20 protein-coding genes and 1 pseudogene are annotated in these 22,534 nt (G+C 43.3%); 13 read left to right on the top strand and 8 right to left on the bottom strand.

The features are described 5' to 3' along the window. Nucleotides 1–127 precede the first annotated feature (127 nt). Nucleotides 128–1,618: a UDP-N-acetylmuramoyl-L-alanyl-D-glutamate--2,6-diaminopimelate ligase gene (locus IM475_RS02540; protein ID WP_287726577.1), complete on the bottom strand. Its 1,491-nt coding sequence runs from the start codon at nucleotides 1,616–1,618 to the stop codon at nucleotides 128–130. A gap of 283 nt (nucleotides 1,619–1,901) precedes the next feature. On the opposite strand from IM475_RS02540, the gene IM475_RS02535 reads away from it, so the two are divergent. After that, on the top strand, nucleotides 1,902–2,648 hold the full coding sequence (locus tag IM475_RS02535; protein WP_287726576.1) for a DUF4079 domain-containing protein: 747 nt from the start codon (nucleotides 1,902–1,904) through the stop codon (nucleotides 2,646–2,648). Nucleotides 2,649–2,654: 6 nt separating this feature from the next. Here the strand turns inward: IM475_RS02535 and IM475_RS02530 are convergent, their stop codons facing one another. After that, on the bottom strand, nucleotides 2,655–4,301 hold the full coding sequence (locus IM475_RS02530; protein ID WP_287726575.1) for a DUF7305 domain-containing protein: 1,647 nt from the start codon (nucleotides 4,299–4,301) through the stop codon (nucleotides 2,655–2,657). Between the two features lie 298 nt (nucleotides 4,302–4,599). Then, nucleotides 4,600–6,825 (bottom strand): glycosyltransferase family 2 protein, encoded by a 2,226-nt coding sequence (locus IM475_RS02525; RefSeq protein ID WP_353737431.1) that lies wholly within the window; start codon nucleotides 6,823–6,825, stop codon nucleotides 4,600–4,602. Nucleotides 6,826–7,011: 186 nt separating this feature from the next. Here IM475_RS02525 and IM475_RS02520 point away from each other — a divergent pair, with 186 nt between their 5' ends. Beyond that, complete coding sequence (locus IM475_RS02520; protein WP_002739991.1) at nucleotides 7,012–7,194, top strand: hypothetical protein; 183 nt, start codon at nucleotides 7,012–7,014, stop codon at nucleotides 7,192–7,194. Here the strand turns inward: IM475_RS02520 and IM475_RS02515 are convergent. After that, the gene (locus IM475_RS02515) at nucleotides 7,187–7,726 is read right to left on the bottom strand and encodes an NUDIX hydrolase (protein WP_287656820.1); all 540 of its coding nucleotides are present in this window, start codon (nucleotides 7,724–7,726) and stop codon (nucleotides 7,187–7,189) included. The genes IM475_RS02520 and IM475_RS02515 overlap by 8 nt on opposite strands. A 120-nt stretch (nucleotides 7,727–7,846) precedes the next feature. Here IM475_RS02515 and rpsN point away from each other — a divergent pair, with 120 nt between their 5' ends. After that, nucleotides 7,847–8,149, top strand: a complete 303-nt coding sequence (rpsN, locus tag IM475_RS02510) for a 30S ribosomal protein S14 (RefSeq protein ID WP_002740009.1) — start codon at nucleotides 7,847–7,849, stop codon at nucleotides 8,147–8,149. A 342-nt stretch (nucleotides 8,150–8,491) separates the two neighbouring features. On the opposite strand, the gene IM475_RS02505 is transcribed toward rpsN, so the two are convergent. Then, on the bottom strand, nucleotides 8,492–10,645 hold the full coding sequence (locus IM475_RS02505; RefSeq protein WP_287726573.1) for a polyribonucleotide nucleotidyltransferase: 2,154 nt from the start codon (nucleotides 10,643–10,645) through the stop codon (nucleotides 8,492–8,494). A 604-nt stretch (nucleotides 10,646–11,249) separates the two neighbouring features. Between IM475_RS02505 and prfA the strand changes: the two genes are divergently transcribed. Then, the gene (prfA, locus tag IM475_RS02500) at nucleotides 11,250–12,350 is read left to right on the top strand and encodes a peptide chain release factor 1 (protein WP_287726572.1); all 1,101 of its coding nucleotides are present in this window, start codon (nucleotides 11,250–11,252) and stop codon (nucleotides 12,348–12,350) included. Between the two features lie 206 nt (nucleotides 12,351–12,556). Here the strand turns inward: prfA and IM475_RS02495 are convergent, their stop codons facing one another. Beyond that, nucleotides 12,557–13,732 carry a transaldolase gene (locus IM475_RS02495; protein WP_287726571.1) on the bottom strand — a complete coding sequence of 392 codons (1,176 nt, stop codon included), beginning with the start codon at nucleotides 13,730–13,732 and terminating at the stop codon, nucleotides 12,557–12,559. Between the two features lie 209 nt (nucleotides 13,733–13,941). Here IM475_RS02495 and rpmI point away from each other — a divergent pair, with 209 nt between their 5' ends. From rpmI to IM475_RS02480, 3 genes are read left to right on the top strand one after another with little or no spacing between them, the layout of a single operon-like run. Beyond that, nucleotides 13,942–14,145 (top strand): 50S ribosomal protein L35, encoded by a 204-nt coding sequence (gene rpmI / locus IM475_RS02490; RefSeq protein ID WP_002781071.1) that lies wholly within the window; start codon nucleotides 13,942–13,944, stop codon nucleotides 14,143–14,145. Nucleotides 14,146–14,176: 31 nt separating this feature from the next. Further along, the gene (gene rplT / locus IM475_RS02485; protein ID WP_151696679.1) at nucleotides 14,177–14,524 is read left to right on the top strand and encodes a 50S ribosomal protein L20; all 348 of its coding nucleotides are present in this window, start codon (nucleotides 14,177–14,179) and stop codon (nucleotides 14,522–14,524) included. Between the two features lie 13 nt (nucleotides 14,525–14,537). Further along, nucleotides 14,538–15,494 carry a PhoH family protein gene (locus IM475_RS02480; RefSeq protein ID WP_002772048.1) on the top strand — a complete coding sequence of 319 codons (957 nt, stop codon included), beginning with the start codon at nucleotides 14,538–14,540 and terminating at the stop codon, nucleotides 15,492–15,494. Nucleotides 15,495–15,701: 207 nt separating this feature from the next. On the opposite strand, the gene IM475_RS02475 is transcribed toward IM475_RS02480, so the two are convergent. After that, the gene (locus IM475_RS02475) at nucleotides 15,702–16,595 is read right to left on the bottom strand and encodes a hypothetical protein (protein WP_287726570.1); all 894 of its coding nucleotides are present in this window, start codon (nucleotides 16,593–16,595) and stop codon (nucleotides 15,702–15,704) included. A 166-nt stretch (nucleotides 16,596–16,761) separates the two neighbouring features. On the opposite strand from IM475_RS02475, the pseudogene IM475_RS02470 reads away from it, so the two are divergent. The 4 genes and pseudogenes from IM475_RS02470 to IM475_RS02455 form a co-directional block, all read left to right on the top strand. After that, nucleotides 16,762–16,980 (top strand): annotated as a pseudogene (locus IM475_RS02470) (PhoH family protein); the annotation flags it as partial. Nucleotides 16,981–16,986: 6 nt separating this feature from the next. Then, the gene (locus tag IM475_RS02465) at nucleotides 16,987–17,955 is read left to right on the top strand and encodes a cysteine synthase A (RefSeq protein WP_287662395.1); all 969 of its coding nucleotides are present in this window, start codon (nucleotides 16,987–16,989) and stop codon (nucleotides 17,953–17,955) included. A gap of 158 nt (nucleotides 17,956–18,113) precedes the next feature. Beyond that, nucleotides 18,114–18,392, top strand: coding sequence for a hemolysin XhlA family protein (locus IM475_RS02460; protein WP_004268290.1), 279 nt, complete (start codon nucleotides 18,114–18,116; stop codon nucleotides 18,390–18,392). Nucleotides 18,393–18,700: 308 nt separating this feature from the next. Next, complete coding sequence (locus IM475_RS02455; RefSeq protein ID WP_287726569.1) at nucleotides 18,701–18,865, top strand: hypothetical protein; 165 nt, start codon at nucleotides 18,701–18,703, stop codon at nucleotides 18,863–18,865. A gap of 105 nt (nucleotides 18,866–18,970) precedes the next feature. Here IM475_RS02455 and IM475_RS02450 read toward each other — a convergent pair whose 3' ends face one another. Continuing rightward, nucleotides 18,971–19,204, bottom strand: coding sequence for an antitoxin family protein (locus tag IM475_RS02450; RefSeq protein WP_287726568.1), 234 nt, complete (start codon nucleotides 19,202–19,204; stop codon nucleotides 18,971–18,973). Between the two features lie 276 nt (nucleotides 19,205–19,480). Here IM475_RS02450 and IM475_RS02445 point away from each other — a divergent pair, with 276 nt between their 5' ends. After that, nucleotides 19,481–19,990 carry a glucose-6-phosphate 1-dehydrogenase gene (locus tag IM475_RS02445; protein WP_287726567.1) on the top strand — a complete coding sequence of 170 codons (510 nt, stop codon included), beginning with the start codon at nucleotides 19,481–19,483 and terminating at the stop codon, nucleotides 19,988–19,990. A 463-nt stretch (nucleotides 19,991–20,453) separates the two neighbouring features. Further along, nucleotides 20,454–22,433: a DUF3110 domain-containing protein gene (locus IM475_RS02440; RefSeq protein WP_287726566.1), complete on the top strand. Its 1,980-nt coding sequence runs from the start codon at nucleotides 20,454–20,456 to the stop codon at nucleotides 22,431–22,433. The last annotated feature ends 101 nt before the right edge of the window (nucleotides 22,434–22,534 follow it).

The following is a 22,534-nucleotide window of genomic DNA, read 5'->3' as shown; positions in this document are numbered from 1 at the left end:
AGATAGCGGTTGCTTGCTAACTGGGATTTTTACCTAAACTCCTTTAGCTTATCACAGATTTGACAATTGGCGACCTCTACCAATTGTCAAGTAATCTTAGCTTTTCTTAATAATTCATCACCTCTAATCACTTTTTCACTTTCATCAAAGCGGCCCGGGCCTGTTCGCGGTCATCGAAATGGATTTTTTCCGTCCCCAAAATTTGATAGTCTTCGTGACCTTTACCCGCAATAATTACTCCGTCTCCCGGTTGCGCTGCTTGAATAGCGGTGTCAATGGCCAAAGCGCGATCGCTAATTACCTGCACAGTAATTTCTGGGGGAATGCCAGCGACGATATCCTCAAGGATTCGTTCGGGAGCTTCTGTGCGGGGATTATCGGAGGTAACTATGGCTAAATCTGCTAATTCTGCGGCTATTTTTCCCATTAACGGCCGTTTTGTCCGATCTCGATCGCCGCCACAACCAAAAACACAAATCATCCGACCGGAAATAAAGGGTCGGGAAGCTTTTAAAACATTCTCTAAACTGTCGGGAGTATGGGCATAATCGACAATGACGCTGATATCTTGGTCAGGCGCGATGCTAACCCGTTCCATCCGCCCCGGTACTCCTGAAAACTGGGGAATTTGACTGATTACTTTCCCTAAATCTACACCACATTCTAACACTGCCGCCACCGCCGCCAAGAGGTTAGCCAGATTATATTGACCCACCAGAGGAGAAGCAAAGGCTATTTCTCCTTGGGGAGTCACCATCACCCCTTTAACTCCTGTGGGTTGATACTGTAAGTCTTTAGTATAAAAATCGGCACTAGCATCGGACACACTATAGGTTAAAACCTGTTGGGGAGACAGGGAGGCCGCTAAACGTTGACCATAGGCATCATCAAGGTTAATAATCGCCTTACCTTGCAGATAATCGGGACTAAATAATTTAGCTTTAGCGGCAAAATAATCCTCCATATCGAGGTGATAATCGAGATGGTCCCGGGTGAGATTAGTAAACACCGTCACGGGAAAAGTACAACCCTGTACCCGTCCCTGGGCCAGTGCATGGGAACTAACTTCCATGACGGCGATTTCATTGCCGGCGCTCACCGCTTTGGCTAAACTAGCTTGTAACTCGTTAGCGAAAGGGGTGGTATGATTGGCGGTTTCTTGGAATCCTTGCCAACGGGTGTAAAGAGTCCCGAATAAAGCGGTGGGAATCTCTGCTTGGCTGAGAAAATATTCAATTAAATGGGTGGTGGTGGTTTTGCCGTTGGTTCCCGTCACACCGATTAATTTTAGGGTTTGGGCAGGATAATGATAGAATTTAGCAGCGATCGCGGCAGTGGCAGTAACTAAATCTGCCACAACGATTACGCAAGCATCCTCCGGGGGGGGAAATTTAGCTGCGGCTGCTGGGGAGATAAGCGCCGCTAGGGCCCCGGTTTCCAAAGCGGAACGCCAAAATTCGCCGCCATCGACGCGAGTACCGGGTAAACCGATAAATAAATCTCCCGGTTGACAAGCATGGGAATTGGTGGAAATTCCTGTAATCTCGGTTTCTAAAGCGATAGGAGAAGCAATCGGGGAAACCAGAGGGATAGTTGTTAAAAGTTCTTGTAGTTTCATAGTCAGGATTGAATCTAGGGATTGCTGCTTTTAGATTAGCCGATTATCAAAGAGGTTCCTAGTCCGAAATGGGAAGTGGGGGTGTAGGGAATTATGAATTATGAATTATGAATTGGGGAATTGGGGTGTGGGGAAATGGGGAGAATAAATAAAAATAATCTCCTGACGAGCGACTCCTAACTCCTGCCGACCGCCTCCTGATATCTGCGATAAGCTAAAAAAAACAAGGCTATAGCTTGTCAACTGTTGACGATTTTCTGCTGACTATTTTCGGGATATTTATATGCAATTCGTCGATTTTCTGGCTCTCATTCATCCTGTCCTAGCGATAGTGGTCGTTTTTCCTATTATCGGCCTCGTAGTTAACTTTGCTTGGCAAACCCGTCAACGTCGCCTAGAAACCAACGCGGGAAATAAAAGTAACATTCCGCCAGTGGTCGGGCTAGAACATCTACGCTTAGGCCGCTGGTTAACGGGTACAGTGGTAGGGGTTAACCTGTTAGCACTAGCTTACTCGGTCGTTTACGGTTTTAATGGTTTTGTCGATAAACAAAAAGAGGGAAAATTAGACTCCTTTCAGGTCATTTTTGTGATTTTGATGTTTTTTGTCACCATTGCCTCTTTGGTCTGTCTCTACCGTGCTAGACAAGGCCTCTGGCGCGGAATTTTTGCCACCTTGACTGGCATCGGTTTAATTATTATCGGTTCTCAGGATGGGGTCTGGCGACTCTCGGACCAATGGTACTGGTCTCACTACTATATCGGCATGGCGGCATCATTACTGATGATTTTCTCTCTGGCCATTGTCGAAGATATCTATAAAGACCGTTCCCATCGTTGGCGCATTGCCCATACAATTCTCAATTGTGTCGCTCTGGCTCTCTTTCTGGGACAAGCGATGACCGGTTCGAGGGATTTACTGGAAATTCCCCTCAGTTGGCAAAAACCGGCAATTTATCGCTGTGATTTCACCAATCAAACCTGTCCTGAACCTAAATCCTCAACCGCCCTTATCAACCCGATAAGTTAAACTTTTTTAGGGACTGGGAGAGGTAGAGGGTGAAGGATTTGGGAAATCACACTCAGATGTACCCGTGGTATCAATGGGTTCCTCACACCAATTGGCAATCTTACCAAGTCGGGGCAAAGTGTTTAAGGGATTGGGTTTCAGGTTTTTGATTAAGTCAGTCCATTCTACCCCTTGGGTCACAGCAACTGCGCCGCTATTTGAGCCACAGGTTGAAATTTTGCCCCAATTTTTACCCCAGGCGGCGCCGACGAAATCACCGTTACCGGTTTTACCGAGGGAATAGTCAGGAGCAAAGATAAACGCTTCTAGTCTTCGGTTTTGACCCACTGTCAGACAAATTTGCGGCGCGGTGGCACCTAAAAGAGTACGGTCATTATAGGCATAAATTTGTAGATTGCCCGGTTTACAGCCAGTCACGTTACCACAATTGTGTTCGATCTCACCATCAATATTACCTTTAACATAAAAAACTACCCGTTGCCCCGGAGTAATGGTGATCCTATTGTTACCACTCAAGTTGATATTATTAACGATATACTCGTACACCTGTACGCTTTGACCGTTAATCGTGCGAGTAGTGGGTGTGTCTCCCTGTCTGGGAAAAGTTCTCTGAGCAACCGAAAGACTATCGTTAAGTGCTAGGTTTTGCTGACCAGAGGGAAGGCCAGTGGGAATCCACGGCAAACTGGGGAAAGGGACACCGACAAATTGGGCCTTGTAGGGGGGATTGAGTGCGGGTGTGGGCTGTTGAATATTATTTTGGTTAATATGACATTCTAGATCTGGTTGCAAAGTTGCCGTCGGCTCGTCAAATGTCGTGGTGTCGCTCATCACCACATCCCCCCGAAACTGAGCACCGCCGGAATAATCTGCACTGCCGACCGTAATCTGGCTAGTTTGACTGAGATCTTCTGTGGCTCCCTCCCTTATCCACAAAGCTGGAACCGTGGTGCGAGTGAATGCGAGGGGACGGGAAGGCAGAATCGGGATAGTTACCACCACGCGGTTACGCGAGGCGGCATTATCGCCACTATCTCTATTGATATCAATGTTAGTTAGGTCTGTTTCGGCACTTTTGCGAGAACGTCCTTCGAGGATGAGAACTCCCCAACCCAAACCCCCAGGGGGGGGAGTCTTCTCGGTATCATCGAGATAAACGTACTTAACCACGCGATAATAATGATTATCATTCAACTGAAACCATTCACCACTAGCCAAATCTCTTAATCCTGGATTTACTGCTCGTTGTTCTGTGGGTGCGAGTATTTTGTAGGCAATTTCGTTATTACGATTGCGATTACCACAGGCGGTGGCAATGGCTAATTTTTTTAAATCTTTTTGTAAATTGGTACTAGGATTGCCAGTAGGTACTTGGGCGGTCTGCCAACAATCGCCAGCAGTACAATTACTATCAACCGTTGCCATGACTCGAACGCTATTCAGTAAATCCTGCACGCGAGCCACTCCAGTTTCGGAACTTGTTAAACTATCAGCCTGGGCTTTTTGGGCAATTACTTTCGATTGGTCTCCTTGGACGCGCATCATCATAGTTATTCCTGTTCCCATTATGATAACTCCAATTAACAGGGCAAGAGCCAAGGCAAACCCTTTTTCCCTATTAGCCATCAGGTGAAGGTATAAACGATTGTTCATGGGCCAGTCCATCTAAGAATGGTTACTTTTATTATAATACTGTCAAGTTTTGGTCAAGTGACAAATGTGATAATACAGGAATAGCACTGTGAGTAAAATCACAGACAAAAGCCAGTTAATAGAATAGTCAGCCAGTAATTTTTCGATAAGTAGGTAGGCGTTAAAAATTATCAGATGCCCCCTTTATTAAGGGGGATCGGCACCCCCCTTATCAAGGGGGGCAGGGGGGATCGAACCTAAAATCTATTTTTAATTTAATTATAACCAGCTACTTAAGTATTTTCGACTTTTGACTAAACTAAAGGGCTGTTTTTCGATTCAGAATTGCCCGCCAAATCAAGCCGATTCCCCGAAAAAAGCTGATAATTAACAACCAAAGTGATTGTAATTCTCCCGCCGTATTTTTCGGTTGCCAGCGCTGGGGACGACAGAATAGAAAAGTAATTAATTTTCTTTGCTCTGATAGGGTAAGTGGCTGGAATTTAAGGGTTGCTTGCCAAATTTTTCCTCGTTTTTCTAGATTGACTAGATGAGCCGATAGGCGCAAATCTTCGCCTAAAATATCTAGGAGTAATTTTTCTGAGTATATGGGTTCCATCAGGTGAATTTCTGCTCCTATTTCCGAAAGTTTTTTGAGATTGCCCTGTATAATTATATCCGATTCTGTGATCAAGTTAACAGGAGATTTTAGTACTTGATATTGAGTTTCTAGGGTGAGGGGAGCTTCCAATAAAGCCACCAGAGCAGTCATGATAATAACCACGTTATATATAGCCAAAATCAAGCCAAAATTTATGGAACTTTCTTGATAATTGTGATGGTGTAAATTAAATAAAATACTAATTAAAGTAATGGTGAGAAAAAACAGCAATGGGTAGGATAAACGCCAATTATATTGATAATTTTGGCGAGCAATTCCCTTCGGTGTCACCTGAAATCCTTTGTCAAAGGGTTTCCAAAGAATATGGAGAACTGTTAGGGCTGTAGGTACACAAATAATCATCGATAGTACCTCAGAAAAAACAATAGAGCGCGAGCGAGAATTTAACCAGTGATAAGTGGCTAACTGCAGCATCATGTAGGGTAAAAAGATATAGATTGTCTCATCGATGGTAATGTTCAAAGGTACGATATATCCAAAGGTATAAAGGAGAGGAATCAGCAGAGAAAATAAACGAGCTAAGGGAGAAAACCAAGATAAAAGTCCTTCTAGGTGTCCCAATCTTTGAGGTAAAGTTAGTCCCGCAATTTTCAGGGGATTAGCTTTGATAAAAAAGGCCTGTAAAGTTCCCCTTGCCCAGCGCAATCTTTGCCGTAAATAAGCTGATAAACTTTCGGCAGATAAACCAGCGCTAAGTTTTTCATTTAAGTAAATAACTTCATAACCTTGGGCAGAGATAGCAATTCCAGTGAAATAGTCTTCACTAATAGATTCTATATTAAAGTAGTCCACTTCTTCTAATGCTTTTCTTCTGACAATAAAAGAAGTGCCAGCACAGACAGGACTACCCACCCCATCTTTAGCCGGTTGGATATGACGATAAAATAATTCTTCGTCGGGAGTAACGATATTTTCTAAACCTAAGTTATGGGCGATAGGATCGGCATTATAAAAGCTTTGGGGCGTTTGCACTAGGGCAATTTTGGGGTTTTGAAACCAGCCAACAGTTCTTTCTAGAAAGTTCCGACAAGGGATAAAATCTGCATCAAAAACCACCACTAATTCCCCTTGTGTTTGTTTGAGAGCATGGTTTAAATTACCTGCTTTAGCGTTTTTTCTATCCTGACGAGTCAGATAATTACAATTTAATTTTTCTGTCAATTCATAAATTTCTGACCTCTGGGTATCATCGAGAATATAAATATTTTTATGGTGATAATTAAGGGCTTGACAACCGATAATAGTTCTTTTTAAAATGAACGCTGGCTCATTATAGGTGGGAATCAGAATATCTACCGTGGGCAAATACTGTTTATTGATCACTGCTTGGCTATAAAAATCAGCTTCTTTGCGTCTATCCTTCGTGGTTAAGACTAAAACTAACTGAATTATGCTAATACTTAAAACCATCATCTCAACGCCTAAAAGTAGTAAACTAAAAAAGCCATTGAGAGGAGTAGAAAGATTTAAGGTTTCCAGAATCCTCCAGAGTAGATAGCGCAGGGTGATAGCGAGAGTGATAGAAATAATGACTAATCTTGACCAAACTTGCGGACGCGGAGACAAGAAAATGATTAACTGCGTAGAAATTAGCAGGATAACCGTGGGTAATAATAATTGATAGCTATGAGCAACCGTGGGAACTTTAATCCAAGCAAAGGGATTAAAAAAATCTTCTACTAAGCCAAGGAGTAATCGATAAATATTGTCTTCCGGCCAACATAATGATAAACTGACCATCATTAACCCGCCGATCACTGCTAACATAATTAAGATAACTGATATTATCGCTAAAATCGGCTTGAATACGGAGGAATACACTGGTTTTTGAGGGAATGGAAAAATCGACTCTCGGTTAGACATAAATCCCTTTCTGAGTGAATAAATCTAACTACATTTTACAATTCTTAACAAAAACCCGGGCATTTTTGGTAATGACAGGAGCGCTCTCCACCAAAATGCTAAATTTTGTATCAAGCCCAAGATGAAACTAGCGAGAAAAAGTCTAAAAATAGTATACTTCGGTTAACCGTGAGGAAAAATTAATCTATGATAGCCGTCAAAATCGCCGTTGTTAGCGCTCTCGTTTTAGTTGTGGTCAAATTCGTCGCTTCTGTTCTAGGTAAAGGCAATATACCCCTACTTAATCAGGCTGTCACCGTGATTTTAAGCCTTTTTATCGGTTTTGAGTTGATTCAACTAGGACAAACGGTGATTGAAAAGATTAATTAAGGGCTAAACGGGCCAGATAGAAGCTAGTAATAGTTTTAGCATCGATCGATTCTCCCCTAGCGATCGCTGATTCCATTTCCTCAAAACTCATCAAAACCACTTCCAGATCTTCATCGGCATCTTGAGCGGGGGGCAAGCTTAATTTTTCCAGATCCCGGGCCAGAAAAGCATAGATGTATTCATCGGAATAACCAGGCGCTAGGGCAAATTTACCCAAAGATTGCCAATTATGCGCCCGATAACCCGCTTCTTCCTCTAATTCTCGTTTTACCGTCGTAGCAGGGTCTTCTCCTTCATCAATCGTCCCGGCGGGAAATTCCAGAATGCGAGCTTGCAAACTAAACCGATACTGACGTACTAAAACTAATTGACCTTCCTTGGTGATTGGAACTGCTAAAGCACCCCCCGGATGACGCACACATTCCCATTCTCCCTCGACACCGTTAGGTAAACGCAGTTTCGAGACTTCAAATTGAAAGACGCGACCCTGATAAAAAAGACGTTGTTGGAGAAATTGAGGCGGTTCAGACATAGAAAATTTGCAACTAGGACTTTAAGAATTAATATCAAGAAATGTCACCTTTGTCACCGGTGTTTCAGGTTATAATGGGAAATGCTGTCTTTACAGGTTAAATCTTTTTCGAGAAACCCCATGGCAAAAAAATCGATGGTAGAACGCGAGAAAAAACGCGCTCGTCTCAGACAAAAATACGAAGCTAAACGGGCGGAACTAAAAGAACAATTCCGTACCGCCGAAGATTTTGAAGAAAAACTAGCAATTCACCAAAAATTACAGGAATTACCCCGCAATAGCGCCCCCAGTCGTCACCGCAACCGTTGTTTAACGACCGGCAGACCGAGAGGATACTATCGCGATTTTGGTTTATCCCGCAACGTTTTACGCGAATGGGCCCACCAAGGTCTTTTACCCGGTGTGGTCAAGTCTAGCTGGTAGTCAGAAACAATATCTAGGGAAAATACCGGGATAGAGGCGTAGTTTTTGCGTCTCTATTGCTGTTTTTAGGTAGGGTTTGCGGCAAAAAGTACGGGCGAAGCATTCGGATAGAAAATCTACGGTTTCACCGATAGGTTATTGCCCGAATGCTTCGCCCCTACAGGACGCGATCGCCGCTCAAGATGCCAGGTTTTGAAGCACGATTCTCTCAAAATCTTGCACCTGTTTCGCCAGAAAAGCCACAAAACCCTTACCTTGCCTACATTTCACATTTATTCAGCAAGCCCTAAACAAAAACTCTCGATCGAGCGATCGAGAGTTAACCATGAACAAAAAATTCACCTAGACTACAGTAGCAGCCTTACGGGCAGCAGCGGCCTCATCGGGATGAATACCGAGACGGGTGAGATTGAGACGACCTTTACTATCGATCTCGCGTACCTTGACTAACACCTCATCCCCCACGGCCACTTCATCCTCCACCTTACCGACGCGTCCCTCGGCCAATTGGGAAATATGGATCATTCCCTCTTTGCCTGGCAAAACTTCCACAAAAGCACCGATTTGGATAATGCGAGTCACGCGACCGAGATAAACCTCACCCTCATTGAGTTTGCGGGTCATATTGTAGATCAGTCGTTTAGCTTTTTCGGCCTGTTCCCCATCGGTAGAGGAAATAGTCACAGTCCCATCGTCATCGATATCGATTTTCGTGCCGGTCTGTTCAGTAATCCCTTTAACCGTCTTACCACCCGGCCCGATTACTAACCCAATCAGATCCGGATCGATCTTGATCGTCAATAACCGGGGTGCGTGGGGAGATAATTCCGTGCGGGGTTTTTCTAGGGTCGCTAACATCTTCTCGAGGATATGTTTGCGGGCCGGTAAAGCTTGTTCGATCGCCTTGGCCACCACTTCCATGGTTAAACCGGGGATTTTCATATCCATCTGGAGAGCGGTGATGCCAGAATCAGTACCAGCCACCTTAAAGTCCATATCTCCCAGAAAATCCTCGATACCCTGAATATCGGTCAAAATCCGCACTTCTTCCCCTTCTTTAATTAAACCCATGGCCGCACCGCTAACGGGTTTTTTCAGGGGAACACCGGCATCCATCAGCGCCAGGGTAGAACCACACACGGAACCCATGGAGGTGGAACCATTAGAAGAGAGGACTTCCGACACCACCCGCAGCACATAGGGAAATTCCTCCTGGGGGGGAAGGACAGGTACGATCGCCCTTTCCGCTAAAGCACCGTGACCGATTTCTCGACGGCCGGGAGAACGCATCGGACGGGTTTCACCGACGGAAAAGGGTGGGAAGTTGTAGTGATGAAGATAGCGTTTTTCGTCTTCGGGATGGAGATCGTCCCCCAAATCCTGAGCATCACCGGGGGTGCCAAGGGTGGCGATCGAAAGCACTTGGGTTAAACCGCGATTAAACAAACCGCTACCGTGAACCCGACGGGGTAAAACTCCTACCCGGCAAGAAATCGGGCGTACTTCGTCCAGTTTGCGACCATCAACCCGCACCCCATCCTCAATAATTTGGGCGCGCATCAGTTTTTTGGTCAGATCCTTAAAGAGATTACCGATTAACTTTGGCTCTTCCAGGGTTGGAGCTTTTAAGGGATCTTCATCGGGGAGAGCGGTTATAGTTTCCTTGATCCGATTTTCGATCGCCTCTAATTTCTCATCCCGTTCGGTTTTGCTGAGGGTAAACTGAGAGAGAATCTGTTTAATTTCCTCTTTAGCTTGTTCTCTCAGGAAATTCTGCACGGTTTCGTTTACTGCCGGTGCTTCTCGGGTGACGAGGGGAATACCCAACTGATCGATCAATTCCCGTTGAGCGGTGATCAGGTCGCGCACTGCTTCATAACCAAAATCGATCGCCTCAATAATATCCCGTTCCGGTAACTGATTGGCTCCCGCTTCGATCATCACCACCCCTTCAGGACTACCGGCCACCACTAGATCCAATTCTCCGTTATGGATTTCCTTGTAGGTGGGATTGATGATAAATTCATCCCCTAATAAACCGACGCGCACCGCTGCCATCGGTCCTTGGAAGGGAATACCTGCCAACAAAACCGCCACGGAGGCTCCAGTAACAGCCAAAACATCCGGGGGTACCTCCTCATCCATTGAGAGGGTCGTAGCGACCACCTGAATATCATCCCGCATCCAACTGGGAAATAGGGGCCGCAGGGGGCGATCGATCAAACGACCAGTCAGAATCGCTTTTTCCGGGGGACGACCTTCACGACGCAAAAATCCTCCCGGGATGCGCCCGGCGGCGTATAATCTTTCTTCATAGTCAACGGTTAAGGGTAGGAAATCTACTCCTTCTCTGGCTTTGGCTGTGGTTGCTGTCACTAAAACCGCCGTTTCTCCCGATTGGATCAGAACACTCCCGCCAGCTTGGGGGGCTAAAAGCCCTATTTTTAGTCGAATATCCCTGCCATCAAAGGATATTGACTTGTCAAACTCTTCCATGTAAAGCTATATTCCTTTCTTTCACTTTTCTCTGTGCTGTGGCAATCCTAGCATTTTTTGTACCCCTTTCCGGCAGGTTTAGTATTCAGTGATCAGTTATCAGTGATCAGTTATCAGTGATCAGTTATCAGTGATCAGTTATCGGTTATCAGCTTTTTTCTCCCTGCTTCCATCTCCGATCTCCCCACTTCCCCAATTTCCCACACCCCACACCCCACACCCCACACCCCACTACCCCACTACCCCACACCCCACACCCCACACCCCAATTCCCCACTTCCCCACTTCCCTGCTTTTAAACAGGATTTAACATGACTTGCTCAAACCGGCCAAAAAATGATAGTTTCAGATAGAGGAATAATCTGGTTAAGAAAAAAAATGTCTTCCCTTGCCGCTTGCTGGCCTAAAAATATTTCTAAGTATTAGCAAAACTGACTGACTGTCAGCAGTTGGGCGGGATTTTTCCAGGCTCGAAGAACCCCAGACAAAGAAAATTAAGACAATTAAAAGGATTGCGTCTCTATTATCTGTCAGACGCTTCTATTCCAGTGAATTTGCGGGTTATCTTCCAATTAACCCCGTTTAACCCTATTTATTATCGATCATGGCTGAAAGTTACTTATTAAACAAACTGCAATCTGTAGAACAGACCTACAAAGAATTAACCCGTCGTCTAGCGGATCCCGATGTCACCAGTAATCCGGGTGAATTGCATCGTCTGGCCAAATCCCGCGCTTCCCTAGAGGAAACGGTCAACACCTACGAAATTTGGCAAAAAAGTCAAGAGGATTTAATCGGTGCGAAACAAATCTTCAAAGAATCCGCCAGCGATCCCGAATTACGCGAAATGGCCGCCCTAGAAGTGGCAGAATTAGAGGCAAAAATCGCCACTTTGGAAGACCAATTAACAATTCTGCTGCTGCCCCGGGATCCCCTCGATGAAAAGAATATCATGCTGGAAATTCGCGCCGGGACTGGCGGTGATGAGGCCAGTATTTGGGCGGGGGATTTAGTGCGTTTGTACTCAAAATATGCCGAAACTCAAAACTGGAAAGTTAGCCTTTTGAGTGAATCTCCGGCGGATATGGGAGGATTTAAAGAGGCAATTTTAGAGATTAAAGGCGATAACGTCTATAGTAAGCTGAAATTTGAGGCAGGAGTCCATCGGGTGCAGCGGGTTCCTCTGACGGAAGCGAGTGGTCGCGTCCACACTTCCACCGCTACCGTGGCGATTATGCCAGAAGTGGACGATGTGGAAGTGCATATCGATCCCAAGGATATTGAGTTAACCACGGCTAGATCTGGGGGAGCAGGCGGTCAAAATGTCAATAAAGTGGAAACTGCCGTCGATTTAATCCATAAACCCACGGGAATCCGGGTTTTTTGCACCGAAGAGCGATCGCAATTGCAAAACCGGGAACGAGCTATGCAGATTCTCCGGGCGAAACTGTACGATATGAAGTTACAGGAACAACAGGAAGCGGTCAGTTCCATGCGACGCTCTCAGGTGGGAACCGGTTCGCGTTCGGAAAAAATTCGCACCTATAACTATAAGGATAATCGTCTCACCGATCATCGCTTAAATCAGAATTTTTCCCTCGATCGCATTTTAGACGGCGCCATCGAAGAGGTGATCCAATCTTGTATCGCCAAGGATCAACAGGGAAAACTGGCAGAATTAGCCGCTGCCCAAGAGACAGCTTAATCAGTGATCAGTGATCAGTTACCAGTGATCAGATTTTATTTTTCAGTGAATAGTATTGAGTGGCAAGTTCAGAGCTTTCTGTTCACTGATTACTGGTTACTGTTTACTATTCACAACAAAAAGCTCCCCACTCCCTGCACTTTCCCCACTGGTGGGGGTGAGTGCGGGTGGGGACTGATGCCGGTTCCTTCAACTCACGACTAATTCTAAGCTTCCACTAAACGAAAAGCCGCACCCAAACCGACAGCAATCTCATCGGGAGAAATTTTACCATCATGGTTGATATCGATCGCATCGAATACCGCATCGGTTCCCGCCCATTCTTCCCGGGTGATGAAACCATCCCCATCATGATCATAGACTCGGAAAATATCTTCGGCGGCGTGTTCTAAGGTTGACTGACCTTCCAACTGGGTTAAACGTTGAATCAGCAATTGTTCCAATAATTCTAAAGCTTTGGTAAAACCTTGAATACCTTCCGCTAGTTTTTCAGAAGCCATGGCATCTTCGGCGTGCATTTTCTCAAAAGTCGCTTGATCCATGGCAATTTTGACAATATCAAGGGTTGCGGCCTGGTCTGGATCGAGCTTACGGGGTAAATCGGCTTCTGTCTCTTGCAATTGCTCGAGAAGTTTCGGGGAAATGGTTAAAAGATCACAACCAGCTAACTCGCAAATTTCGCCGATATTGCGGAAACTTGCCCCCATAACTTCGGTTTTATAACCAAACTTTTTATAGTAGTTATAGATCTGGGTAACGGATTGGACTCCGGGATCTTCAGCACCAACGTAGTCTTTACCGGTTTCTTTTTTATACCAATCGAGAATGCGACCGACAAAGGGAGAAATTAAGGTGACTCCCGCTTCCGCACAGGCGATCGCCTGATGAAAACCGAATAATAGAGTTAAATTACAGTGAATTCCCTCTTTTTCGAGGACTTCTGCGGCTTTAATCCCTTCCCACGTCGAGGCAATTTTAATTAAGACTCTTTCTCTAGAGATACCCGCTTGTTCATACTGGGAAATGAGATAACGGGCCTTGTCGATGGTAGCTTGGGTATCGTAGGAAAGACGGGCATCCACTTCGGTGGAGACGCGGCCGGGGACGATTTGCAGGATTTGCAGACCAAAACCGATCGCTAGGCGATCAAAAGCCAATTTGGCCACATCTTCCGGGGTCGCCTGCTTTCCCAATTCTTTTCTGGCCGCTTGCAGGGTTTGATCGACAATCGGCCGATATGGGGGCATTTGGGCCGCAGCCGTGATCAGAGAGGGGTTAGTGGTGGTATCTTGGGGGGTAAAAGCTTCGATCGCTTGGATATCGCCGGTATCGGCAACAACCACTGTAAATTGGCGTAATTGTTCTAGTAGGGTTTTAGCCATAACTTCTCCAGATGCGTGTTAACGCAAGACTTTATCTGGATCTTAGCGATTCGATCGAGAGGAAGGGGAAAATTCCCGATTGATTTAATTCCCAAGCACAGACCTGGCCAAAGTGGGGATAAGCCGGGGAATCTTTTGGCCACTCCTTGCCCAAAGTCCTTTATTTGTGATAGTATTAGTGATTGTGTCGATTTAATAAAAAGGAGTTTATGCCCAAGCTAAAAACGCGAAAGGCGGCGGCCAAACGATTCGAGGCCACGGGAAGCGGCAAAAAAATCAAACGTCGCAAAGCCTTCAAAAATCATCTACTCGATCATAAGAGTGCCGAACGCAAACGCCGTCGTTTGTCCCAGATTACCCTGGTACACGAGCGCGACGAGAAGGAAGTGCGCTTAATGTTGCCCTATTTGTAAATTTTCCAGAAAAATCGTCTAAAGGATTATCATGTCTAGAGTAAAACGGGGGAATGTCGCCCGCAAGCGACGCAAAAAAATTCTCAAATTAGCCAAAGGTTTTCGCGGTTCTCACTCGCGCTTATTCCGTACAGCTAACCAACAGGTAATGAAGGCCTTGCGGAATGCCTATAGAGACCGTCGCAAACGGAAACGCGATTTTCGTCGTCTTTGGATTACCCGCATTAACGCCGCTGCTCGTCAACAGGGCATCAGTTACAGCCAACTGACCGGACAATTAAAGAAAGCTAATATCCTCCTCAATCGGAAAATGTTGGCCCAATTAGCCGTCCTCGATCCCGTCGCTTTTGCTAAAGTGGTAGAACTAGCCAAAGGATAATTTAGCCCCGAGCATGACGGAAACTTGGCAAACGATTCAATTCCCCAGTTCAGAAAGTGCGATCGCTTTAGCGGGTCATCAAGAAGCTAACCTCAAATTGATAGCCAGGCAAACTGGGGCGAATTTAGTCCTCAGAGGCATGGAATTGCGGATTGCGGGGCAACCGACCCCGGTGGAGCGTGCCACAGCGATTGTACGCTCCTTAAGTATTTTATGGCAAGAGGCCAAGTTAATCGCCGAAGCCGATATTATGACCGCTATCCATGCCCTCGATACGGGGCGTTCTAGCGAGTATAAAGAACTACAGCAGGATATTCTCGCTCGTACCCGTCGCGGGGAGCTAATTCGGGCGAAAACCTTCCGTCAGCGTCAATATATCCAAGCGATTCAAAGTCACGATATCACCTTTTGTATTGGACCTGCTGGCACGGGGAAAACCTTTTTAGCCGCCGTTTTAGCCGTACAAGCTCTATTAGAAGATAAAGTAGAACGGATTATCCTCACCCGGCCGGCCGTGGAAGCAGGGGAAAAATTAGGCTTTCTCCCGGGGGATTTACAGCAAAAAGTTGATCCTTTTTTGCGTCCCCTCTACGATGCTTTATACGAATTTATCGAAGCGGCCAAAATTCCCGACCTGATGGAACGGGGTAAAATCGAAATCGCTCCCTTAGCTTATATGCGGGGACGAACCTTAGCTAATGCTTTTGTTATCGTTGATGAGGCCCAAAATACCACCCCAGCACAGTTAAAAATGGTCTTAACTCGCTTGGGATTCGGTTCGCGCATGGTAGTAACCGGAGATGTCACCCAAACCGATTTACCGCAACAACAGGAATCGGGGTTAATTGCCGCTCAAAAAATCCTCAAATCAGTAGAAGGGATCGCTTTTTGTTACCTATCGCGGGCCGATGTGGTGCGTCATCCCCTAGTACAAAAAATCGTCTCAGCTTACGAACAGCACGAAAAATAACAGATTGTTGAGATAGTCGCTCTTGTACTCTGGTGAGAGGGTTAGCAAGATGTCTAATTAATTTTGCTTAGGTACTTAGTAATTAGTGATTCTGTTAAGCTGTACTGTATTTAAACTACCTACAGGGGGTTTTAGTACAAATGCTCAAAACCCCTCTCATAGACAGTCTTAACAAGTAATTTAGATACATCAACAGCCGCTCAGTTATTAGTATTCTCCCCCATCATTTTTTTCCTGGTCCAAAAGATGATTATAGATCACACTTTTGAGAGATTGCCAAAAAGGAACTAATAAAATATTCAGAAGTACAAAAACAGTAATCATACCATAGGAAAACATCGCCATTTGTTGGAAAAAAAGAGGATTTTCCGCGAGCGTTTGCCAGTCCTCCGAAGAATTGAACCAAAAGGGAATTGAAGCCAAAGCTACTGACAGAATATAAACTGGAATAATTAATAAACTGGCAATAAATATCACTCCCACAATTCTCCAAGCCGAGTTTTTAGTTAAATGCCAACCTCTCTTGATTGCTTGCCAACTGCCTAAATCATCTTCAATTATTAAGGGCAATTCGGCAATGCAAATGCGAGCAGATAACCAAAGGAAGAAAAAAGGAAGACAGAAAGAAGCCAGTAAAATAAGCAATACACCAAGGATGGGGATAAAACTGACTAGCACCAGAGACAGCGTTATCGGCAGGATTATTGCCGCTCCCAACAAACCGATCAAAACCTGCATCCACCACAAGCGCCACATTTTCGGCTTAACTTTTTTTTCCGCTTGTCCGGCAGTTTCTGGCTGATAAATGATGTCTTGAAAAGCTAATCGTGAGATAACCGCATTATTGAAAAGATACTTAGCAGCCGAGAAAATTTGTATCGGGAAAAGAAATAAACGTAAACCGATATCGCTGCCTTGTTCGGGGGTAATTGTTTGATAAAGTAATTGACTGAGAATTAATTGCAAAACTAAGGGGAGAAGCGACCACAAACAGGCGCGGACAGCAAAGAATACATAAGTCTGGAAGCGATCACGATAAAGACGGAAGGCAGTATTAATCGTATTGCCAATATTCAAAGGCTCGAGGGAATTGTTAGTCACGGCGGGACTCCTTACAGAATGCCACCAATATATTAGGTTAAGTAACTAATAACAGCTAAAAAACTTCCAATTTAATCAATATTTCCAGCTAAGACAACAATTTTGCTAAAGTGGTAGAAATTGGCCAACGATTCAATTCCCCAGTGGAGAAAGTGCGATCGCATTGATGGTCTTAACTCCCTTGGGATTCGGTTCGCGCATGGTAGTAACCGGAGATGTCACCCAAACCGATTTACCGCAACCACAGGAATCGGGGTTAATTGCCGCTCAAAAAATCCTAAAATCAGTAGAAGGGATCGCTTTTTCTTACCTATCGCGGGCCGATGTGGTGCGTCATCCCTTAGTACAAAAAATCGTCTCAGCCTACGAACAGCACGAAAAATAACAGATTATGGATATTAAAAATGGTTTCGTCGATGCGGTGGGTAATACTCCCCTAATTCGTCTCAATAGTTTTAGCGAGGAAACCGGCTGCGAGATTCTCGGTAAGGCCGAATTTCTTAACCCCGGTGGTTCGGTCAAGGATCGGGCCGCTTTATATATTATCCAAGAAGCGGAAAAAGCCGGTACTCTCCAACCGGGGGGAACCGTTGTCGAAGGAACCGCCGGCAATACTGGCATCGGTTTGGCCCATATCTGCAATGCTAAAGGTTATAAATGCCTGATTATCATTCCCGATACCCAATCCCAAGAGAAAATCGACCTATTGAGAACCCTTGGCGCGGAAGTGCGTACTGTTCCCGCCGTTCCCTACCGAGATGCCAATAATTACGTTAAATTATCGGGGAGATTGGCTGGCGAGATGGAAAATGCTATCTGGGCCAATCAATTCGATAATCTGGCTAATCGTCGCGCTCACTACGAAACCACCGGCCGGGAAATCTGGGAACAAACCGACGGTAAAATTGATGCTTGGGTGGCTGCCACAGGAACCGGGGGAACCTACGCGGGGGTGGCGATGTTTTTAAAAGACCAAAATCCGCAGGTGCGTTGCGTGGTGGCGGATCCGATGGGTAGCGGTTTATATAGTTATGTGAAAACTGGGACAATTACCCTGGAAGGTAGTTCAATTACGGAAGGGATTGGTAATAGTCGTATTACCGCTAATATGGAAGGCGCACCCATAGATGATGCCATTCAAATTGATGATCCCACTGCCATTAAAGTTGTTTATCAACTATTACAAAAAGATGGTTTATTTATGGGAGGTTCTGTGGGTATTAATGTTGGTGCTGCCGTAGCTTTAGCTAAACAAATGGGACCAGGCCACACCATCGTTACTGTTCTTTGTGATGGTGGGTCCCGTTATCAATCTCGTTTATATAATCCTCAATGGTTGGCTGAGAAAGGATTGGCTTAATCAGGAATTATCGGCTCATAAATTAGTGGAGATAATGGGAGGGGGAGGGCAACAATGAGGGAAGGCAGCAAGGGAAAATGAGGCGCTTCGGTTGGGCAAACACTTAAGATAAGATAGATAACAATGCTGATAACTATCATTATTAGGAGAATCATTAGATGTCAGTTACTATTGAACAGGATCTCAAAGAAATTTTAGGTTCAATTAATCAGAAGTTGGATAATCTGCAAAAAGATGTTATGGATATTAAAATAGTACAGGCAAGATTAGAGGAAAAATTCGATAGTTTAGAAAAAGATATTGAAGGGGTAAAAGAAGATACAAAAGAATTAAAAGGCTCTCAGAAAGCCCAGATTTGGACGTTAATCGGCATCTTGGGAACAGCTTTACTAGGAACAGTGATTCGCTATATTATTCTCCCTTTTCCTCAATCATAATTAAGACAATGAATTTTGAACCGCCTTGTGCAACAGTGATTCCTCAAATTGCAGAAAATCACTGTACGGGCGAAGCATTTGGGCATAACTTATCGCTGAAATCCTAGATTTTTTATCCGAATGCTTCGCCCCTACCCATCAATTCCCCATCTACCACGCTATGAATGAACAACGCACCCAATACCGTCTAAACTATGATTTTTTTTGATTGTTTGATTGACTATGATTTTTTTCGGCTATCGTCCCTGTGATACAATAAAATATGCAGTATTAAAAAATCAAATCAAAGAGTAAGGGTATTATTTGCCATGAGTCAATATGTTTTACTTCGGATTCAAGTGATTCAGGAAGAATTAGAAGCCTTAAAAAAAATGGTCATTCATCATCAGACTCAAATTAAAGGTTTATGGAAAGATGTTGTGATCAGTGATGACGATTTAGAAGAGGCTAAAAAAGCAGTTTTTCGAGATTAGGTTACACTTCATTTTTATGATAATGGCATTAGGGGATCGCTACAATTGACATTAACAATGAAGCGATAGAGCGAAATATTGGAATCAATAAAGAAGGGTTGAGATTCACCAGCGTTCATTGGCTTGTTCTCTGGTAAGAGGATGGAAGTCTTCGATTTTAATCGGATTTGCTGTTAACTGGGCGATTATACCCGTTTCTGACCATTTTTGGGGAGTAAGCTGGGAAATTGAATTCGATTCTATAATGAGTTTAACGCACTGTCCTTCATTGAGTTGGAGATTACCAAGAGGACGTAAAACGCCATTTTCAAAGACGGCTTCACAGGTTTGTTGCGGCATAACTCAATCCTTAATTCTAAACCACTCTTATTTTAACCGATGATTGTGTCTAAATTATGATTTTTTTGATTGTTTGATTGACTAGGATTTTTTTTGGATATTATCCCTGTGATACAATTTTGATAATCTCCCCATTAAATCCCTGTAGGGGCGAAGCATTCGGATAGAAAATCTAGGGTTTCAGCGATAAGTTATTGCCCGAATGCTTCGCCCCTACCCCCGAACAATAACCTATCGCTAAAGATAACTGAATTAACCGCCACCATCCGCCACGCCATGAATGAACCCAAAAAACATCGACAATCTATTCGTTTAAAAGGCTATGATTATAGGCTTAATGGAGCTTATTATATAACAATTTGTTCTTATCAGAAGCAGTATCTATTTGGTGAAATTGTTGAAGGAAATATGGAGCGAAATTTACTTGCTGATACTATTGAAGCGGTATGGTATAGACTGCCTCTACATTTTAAGTTTATTGAACTAGATACTTTTATTGTCATGCCCAATCATATTCATGGAATTATAGTAATACAAAATCAAGCTCTGGAAAAGGCTGCACACGATTCGCAATATCCTCACGGTACAATGCCGGAATCTTTGGGGGCTATTGTGAATTTTAAATCAATTTCTACTCGTAAAATCAATTTTTTATGTGGCGATCGCCTGAAAATTTGCAGCGCAATTATTATGAACATATCATTCGCAATGAAAATTCTTATCAAAAAATCTGGCAATACATTCTTGATAATCCGCGAAATTGGGAACAAGACGAGAACAATCTGAATAAATTCAAACCAATGTAGGGGCAAATAACCTGTGGGGACAAATAACCTGCGGGGACGAATAACCTGTAGGGGCGAAGCATTTGGGCATAACATATCGCTGAAACCATAAATTTCTTATCCGAATGCTTCGCCCCTACCCTGGGCAATAAACTAATAACCTTCGCCTATTATGCCGATGATAGAATTACGATAATCTCCCCATTAAATCCCTGTACGGGAGAAGCATTCGGACAATAACTTATCGCTAAAATCCTAGATTTTTTATCCGAATGCTTCGCCCCTACCCATCAATTCCCCATCTGCCACGCTATGAATGAACAACGCACCCAAACATACCTAAACCTCATTAATCAATTATCATCGTCCTCATTCAATTATGTCCAATTTTTTACGGAATGGCGAATCAAGGTGTTGTAGTTCTGATAAGTTTCGTGGTTTAGAAGTGATAAGGAGTCTAAATTATGTTTGAACGGTTTACAGAGAAAGCGATTAAGGTAATTATGTTAGCGCAGGAGGAAGCGCGTCGCTTGGGGCATAATTTTGTAGGAGCGGAGTTTATATTTTTAGGGTTAATCGGTGAAGCGACAGGAATTGCGTCGCAAGTTTTAAGACAGCAGGGAATAACGCTAAAAAATGCTCGAATTGAAGTTGAAAAAATTCTAGGAAAGGGTTCAGGAATTAGCCCAGAAATGAATCCTGTAGATATTCCTTTTACAGAGTCCGCAAAACTCATTTTAAACAGTGCATTATCATTTGCTGATAAATTAGGGAGTGAATCTATTGATACAGAGCATTTACTGATTGGGATTTTTCAAGAGGGGGAAAGTACAGCGATAATTTTACAAAATTTACAGGTTAATCTAAAAGATTTAACTGTTTCTTTGACTCAGTATTTTCAGCAGCAACCCTCTAATCAGTTACCTCAAACTGTTTATGTTCTGCTTTACAATGTGGGAACAGATGATGAGGGTATTCATACTATAAGCACAGGCAATAAGGATACAATATTAATATTTGAGACTCAAGAAGATGCGGCTACTTTCGCACGACAATTAGGGGAGCAGAATTTTCCTGTACCGAGTGTTGAAGCAGTAGAATATGAGAATATTTTGGGATTTTGTCAGCAGCAGGGTTATGATTGGGATTTAGTGCCAGAAGAAGAAAATCGAAATCCTCCTAGAGAAGGTGTAATTTTTAATCAAGCAACATCAGAACTTAATGACTCAAAACCTTCATTAAAAATAGAGTATTTAGAGCTAATTCATAAAATACTTTCTACAGCTTCAGAAGATAAGGAACAAACCGCACAAATATTCGCTCAAGTATTAGAAGACAACTTAGATTTGCTAGATTCGGAGTTACTTGAAACGATGAGGAGTTTTGCACAGCAGCTTGAAGAAAACGGGGAAAAAGAAGGATCACAAGGAATTATTGCCATAGCTCAAGAATTACCAAGCTTATTTGATTTGTATGAAGTTGAAATTATCAATTCAGCAAACCAACCTCAAAGTTATTTTGAGTTGTTTATAAAGTTATTGGAGCTAAGTTCTGCACCTTCTGCATCTTTTAATTATTTTCTTAAAAAACACTTAGATAAATTAGATAATTCTTTTATAGAAGTAATCAGTGATTGGGGGATAAATACATTTTCAACTTTTGAGAAAAAGACAGTCGAATATACTGAAGATGGTGGTGTACTAGATTTTGATATCAAATATACTGCGGATGCTCTAGTAAATCTTGGCAATAAATTTCAAGAATTTCCTCTGGGTAATATTTCTATTAATCAAGAGATTGCTATTACATTTCATAAAATTTCTCTCACTTTCTTTGATTTTGATGATTTTCCTTATGACTGGGCAATATCAAAAAATAATTTAGGAAATGCTTATGTTAGTAGAATAAAAGGTGATATAGCAGATAATATCGAAGAAGCGATAGGATTTTTTAATGAATCTCTAAAAGTTTATACCTTTAAGAGTTCTCCATTTTATTGGGCAACAACTCTATATAATTTAGGCCATGCTTATTCTCATAGAATTAAAGGTAATAAAGCTAATAATATAGAAGAAGCAATCAAGTGTTACACTGAATCTCTGAAAGTAAGAACATTAAATGCTTACCCTTATGAATGGGCAATGAATCAAAATGCTTTAGGGAACATTTACATAGATAGAATCAAAGGGAACAAAGCTGATAATATTGAAATGGCTATTAACTTTTGCAATGAATCTCTTAAAGTGAGAACTTTAACAGCCTATCCTTATGATTGGGCATTTACAAAAATGATTTTAGGTGATGCCTACCAATACAGAATACAAGGAAATAAAAGCGATAATATAAAAGAATCAATAAAGCATTATACTGAATCTCTTCAAGTTTTTACAATTAATTTTTTTCCTTATAGCGGGTTTCAGTTGAATGAGGTACAGCATGGATGACTAGGTAGGCTCTTTAAAAGGGGTATCGCAATAGCAACAATGGGTAAACCAGTGATGGATGTCTCGCAATGTAATCTGACTAAAGGCTTGAACGATCGCTT

Origin of the sequence: Microcystis sp. M061S2, from assembly GCF_020245605.1 — a bacterium.
In the GTDB taxonomy this organism is placed as follows: Bacteria; Cyanobacteriota; Cyanobacteriia; order Cyanobacteriales; family Microcystaceae; genus Microcystis.
The sequence above is the reverse complement of the archived record's forward strand: the minus strand, read 5'-3'. Positions and strand labels throughout refer to the sequence as shown.

Excerpts from the sequence above, each read along its gene's own strand:
- IM475_RS02540 (WP_287726577.1), bottom strand. The coding sequence starts at position 1,618 with ATGAAACTACAAGAACTTTTAACAACTATCCCTCTGGTTTCCCCGATT.
- IM475_RS02535 (WP_287726576.1), top strand. The coding sequence starts at position 1,902 with ATGCAATTCGTCGATTTTCTGGCTCTCATTCATCCTGTCCTAGCGATA.
- IM475_RS02530 (WP_287726575.1), bottom strand. The coding sequence starts at position 4,301 with ATGAACAATCGTTTATACCTTCACCTGATGGCTAATAGGGAAAAAGGG.
- IM475_RS02525 (WP_353737431.1), bottom strand. The coding sequence starts at position 6,825 with ATGTCTAACCGAGAGTCGATTTTTCCATTCCCTCAAAAACCAGTGTAT.
- IM475_RS02520 (WP_002739991.1), top strand. The coding sequence starts at position 7,012 with ATGATAGCCGTCAAAATCGCCGTTGTTAGCGCTCTCGTTTTAGTTGTG.
- IM475_RS02515 (WP_287656820.1), bottom strand. The coding sequence starts at position 7,726 with ATGTCTGAACCGCCTCAATTTCTCCAACAACGTCTTTTTTATCAGGGT.
- rpsN (WP_002740009.1), top strand. The coding sequence starts at position 7,847 with ATGGCAAAAAAATCGATGGTAGAACGCGAGAAAAAACGCGCTCGTCTC.
- IM475_RS02505 (WP_287726573.1), bottom strand. The coding sequence starts at position 10,645 with ATGGAAGAGTTTGACAAGTCAATATCCTTTGATGGCAGGGATATTCGA.
- prfA (WP_287726572.1), top strand. The coding sequence starts at position 11,250 with ATGGCTGAAAGTTACTTATTAAACAAACTGCAATCTGTAGAACAGACC.
- IM475_RS02495 (WP_287726571.1), bottom strand. The coding sequence starts at position 13,732 with ATGGCTAAAACCCTACTAGAACAATTACGCCAATTTACAGTGGTTGTT.
- rpmI (WP_002781071.1), top strand. The coding sequence starts at position 13,942 with ATGCCCAAGCTAAAAACGCGAAAGGCGGCGGCCAAACGATTCGAGGCC.
- rplT (WP_151696679.1), top strand. The coding sequence starts at position 14,177 with ATGTCTAGAGTAAAACGGGGGAATGTCGCCCGCAAGCGACGCAAAAAA.
- IM475_RS02480 (WP_002772048.1), top strand. The coding sequence starts at position 14,538 with ATGACGGAAACTTGGCAAACGATTCAATTCCCCAGTTCAGAAAGTGCG.
- IM475_RS02465 (WP_287662395.1), top strand. The coding sequence starts at position 16,987 with ATGGATATTAAAAATGGTTTCGTCGATGCGGTGGGTAATACTCCCCTA.
- IM475_RS02460 (WP_004268290.1), top strand. The coding sequence starts at position 18,114 with ATGTCAGTTACTATTGAACAGGATCTCAAAGAAATTTTAGGTTCAATT.
- IM475_RS02455 (WP_287726569.1), top strand. The coding sequence starts at position 18,701 with ATGAGTCAATATGTTTTACTTCGGATTCAAGTGATTCAGGAAGAATTA.
- IM475_RS02450 (WP_287726568.1), bottom strand. The coding sequence starts at position 19,204 with ATGCCGCAACAAACCTGTGAAGCCGTCTTTGAAAATGGCGTTTTACGT.
- IM475_RS02445 (WP_287726567.1), top strand. The coding sequence starts at position 19,481 with ATGAATGAACCCAAAAAACATCGACAATCTATTCGTTTAAAAGGCTAT.
- IM475_RS02440 (WP_287726566.1), top strand. The coding sequence starts at position 20,454 with ATGTTTGAACGGTTTACAGAGAAAGCGATTAAGGTAATTATGTTAGCG.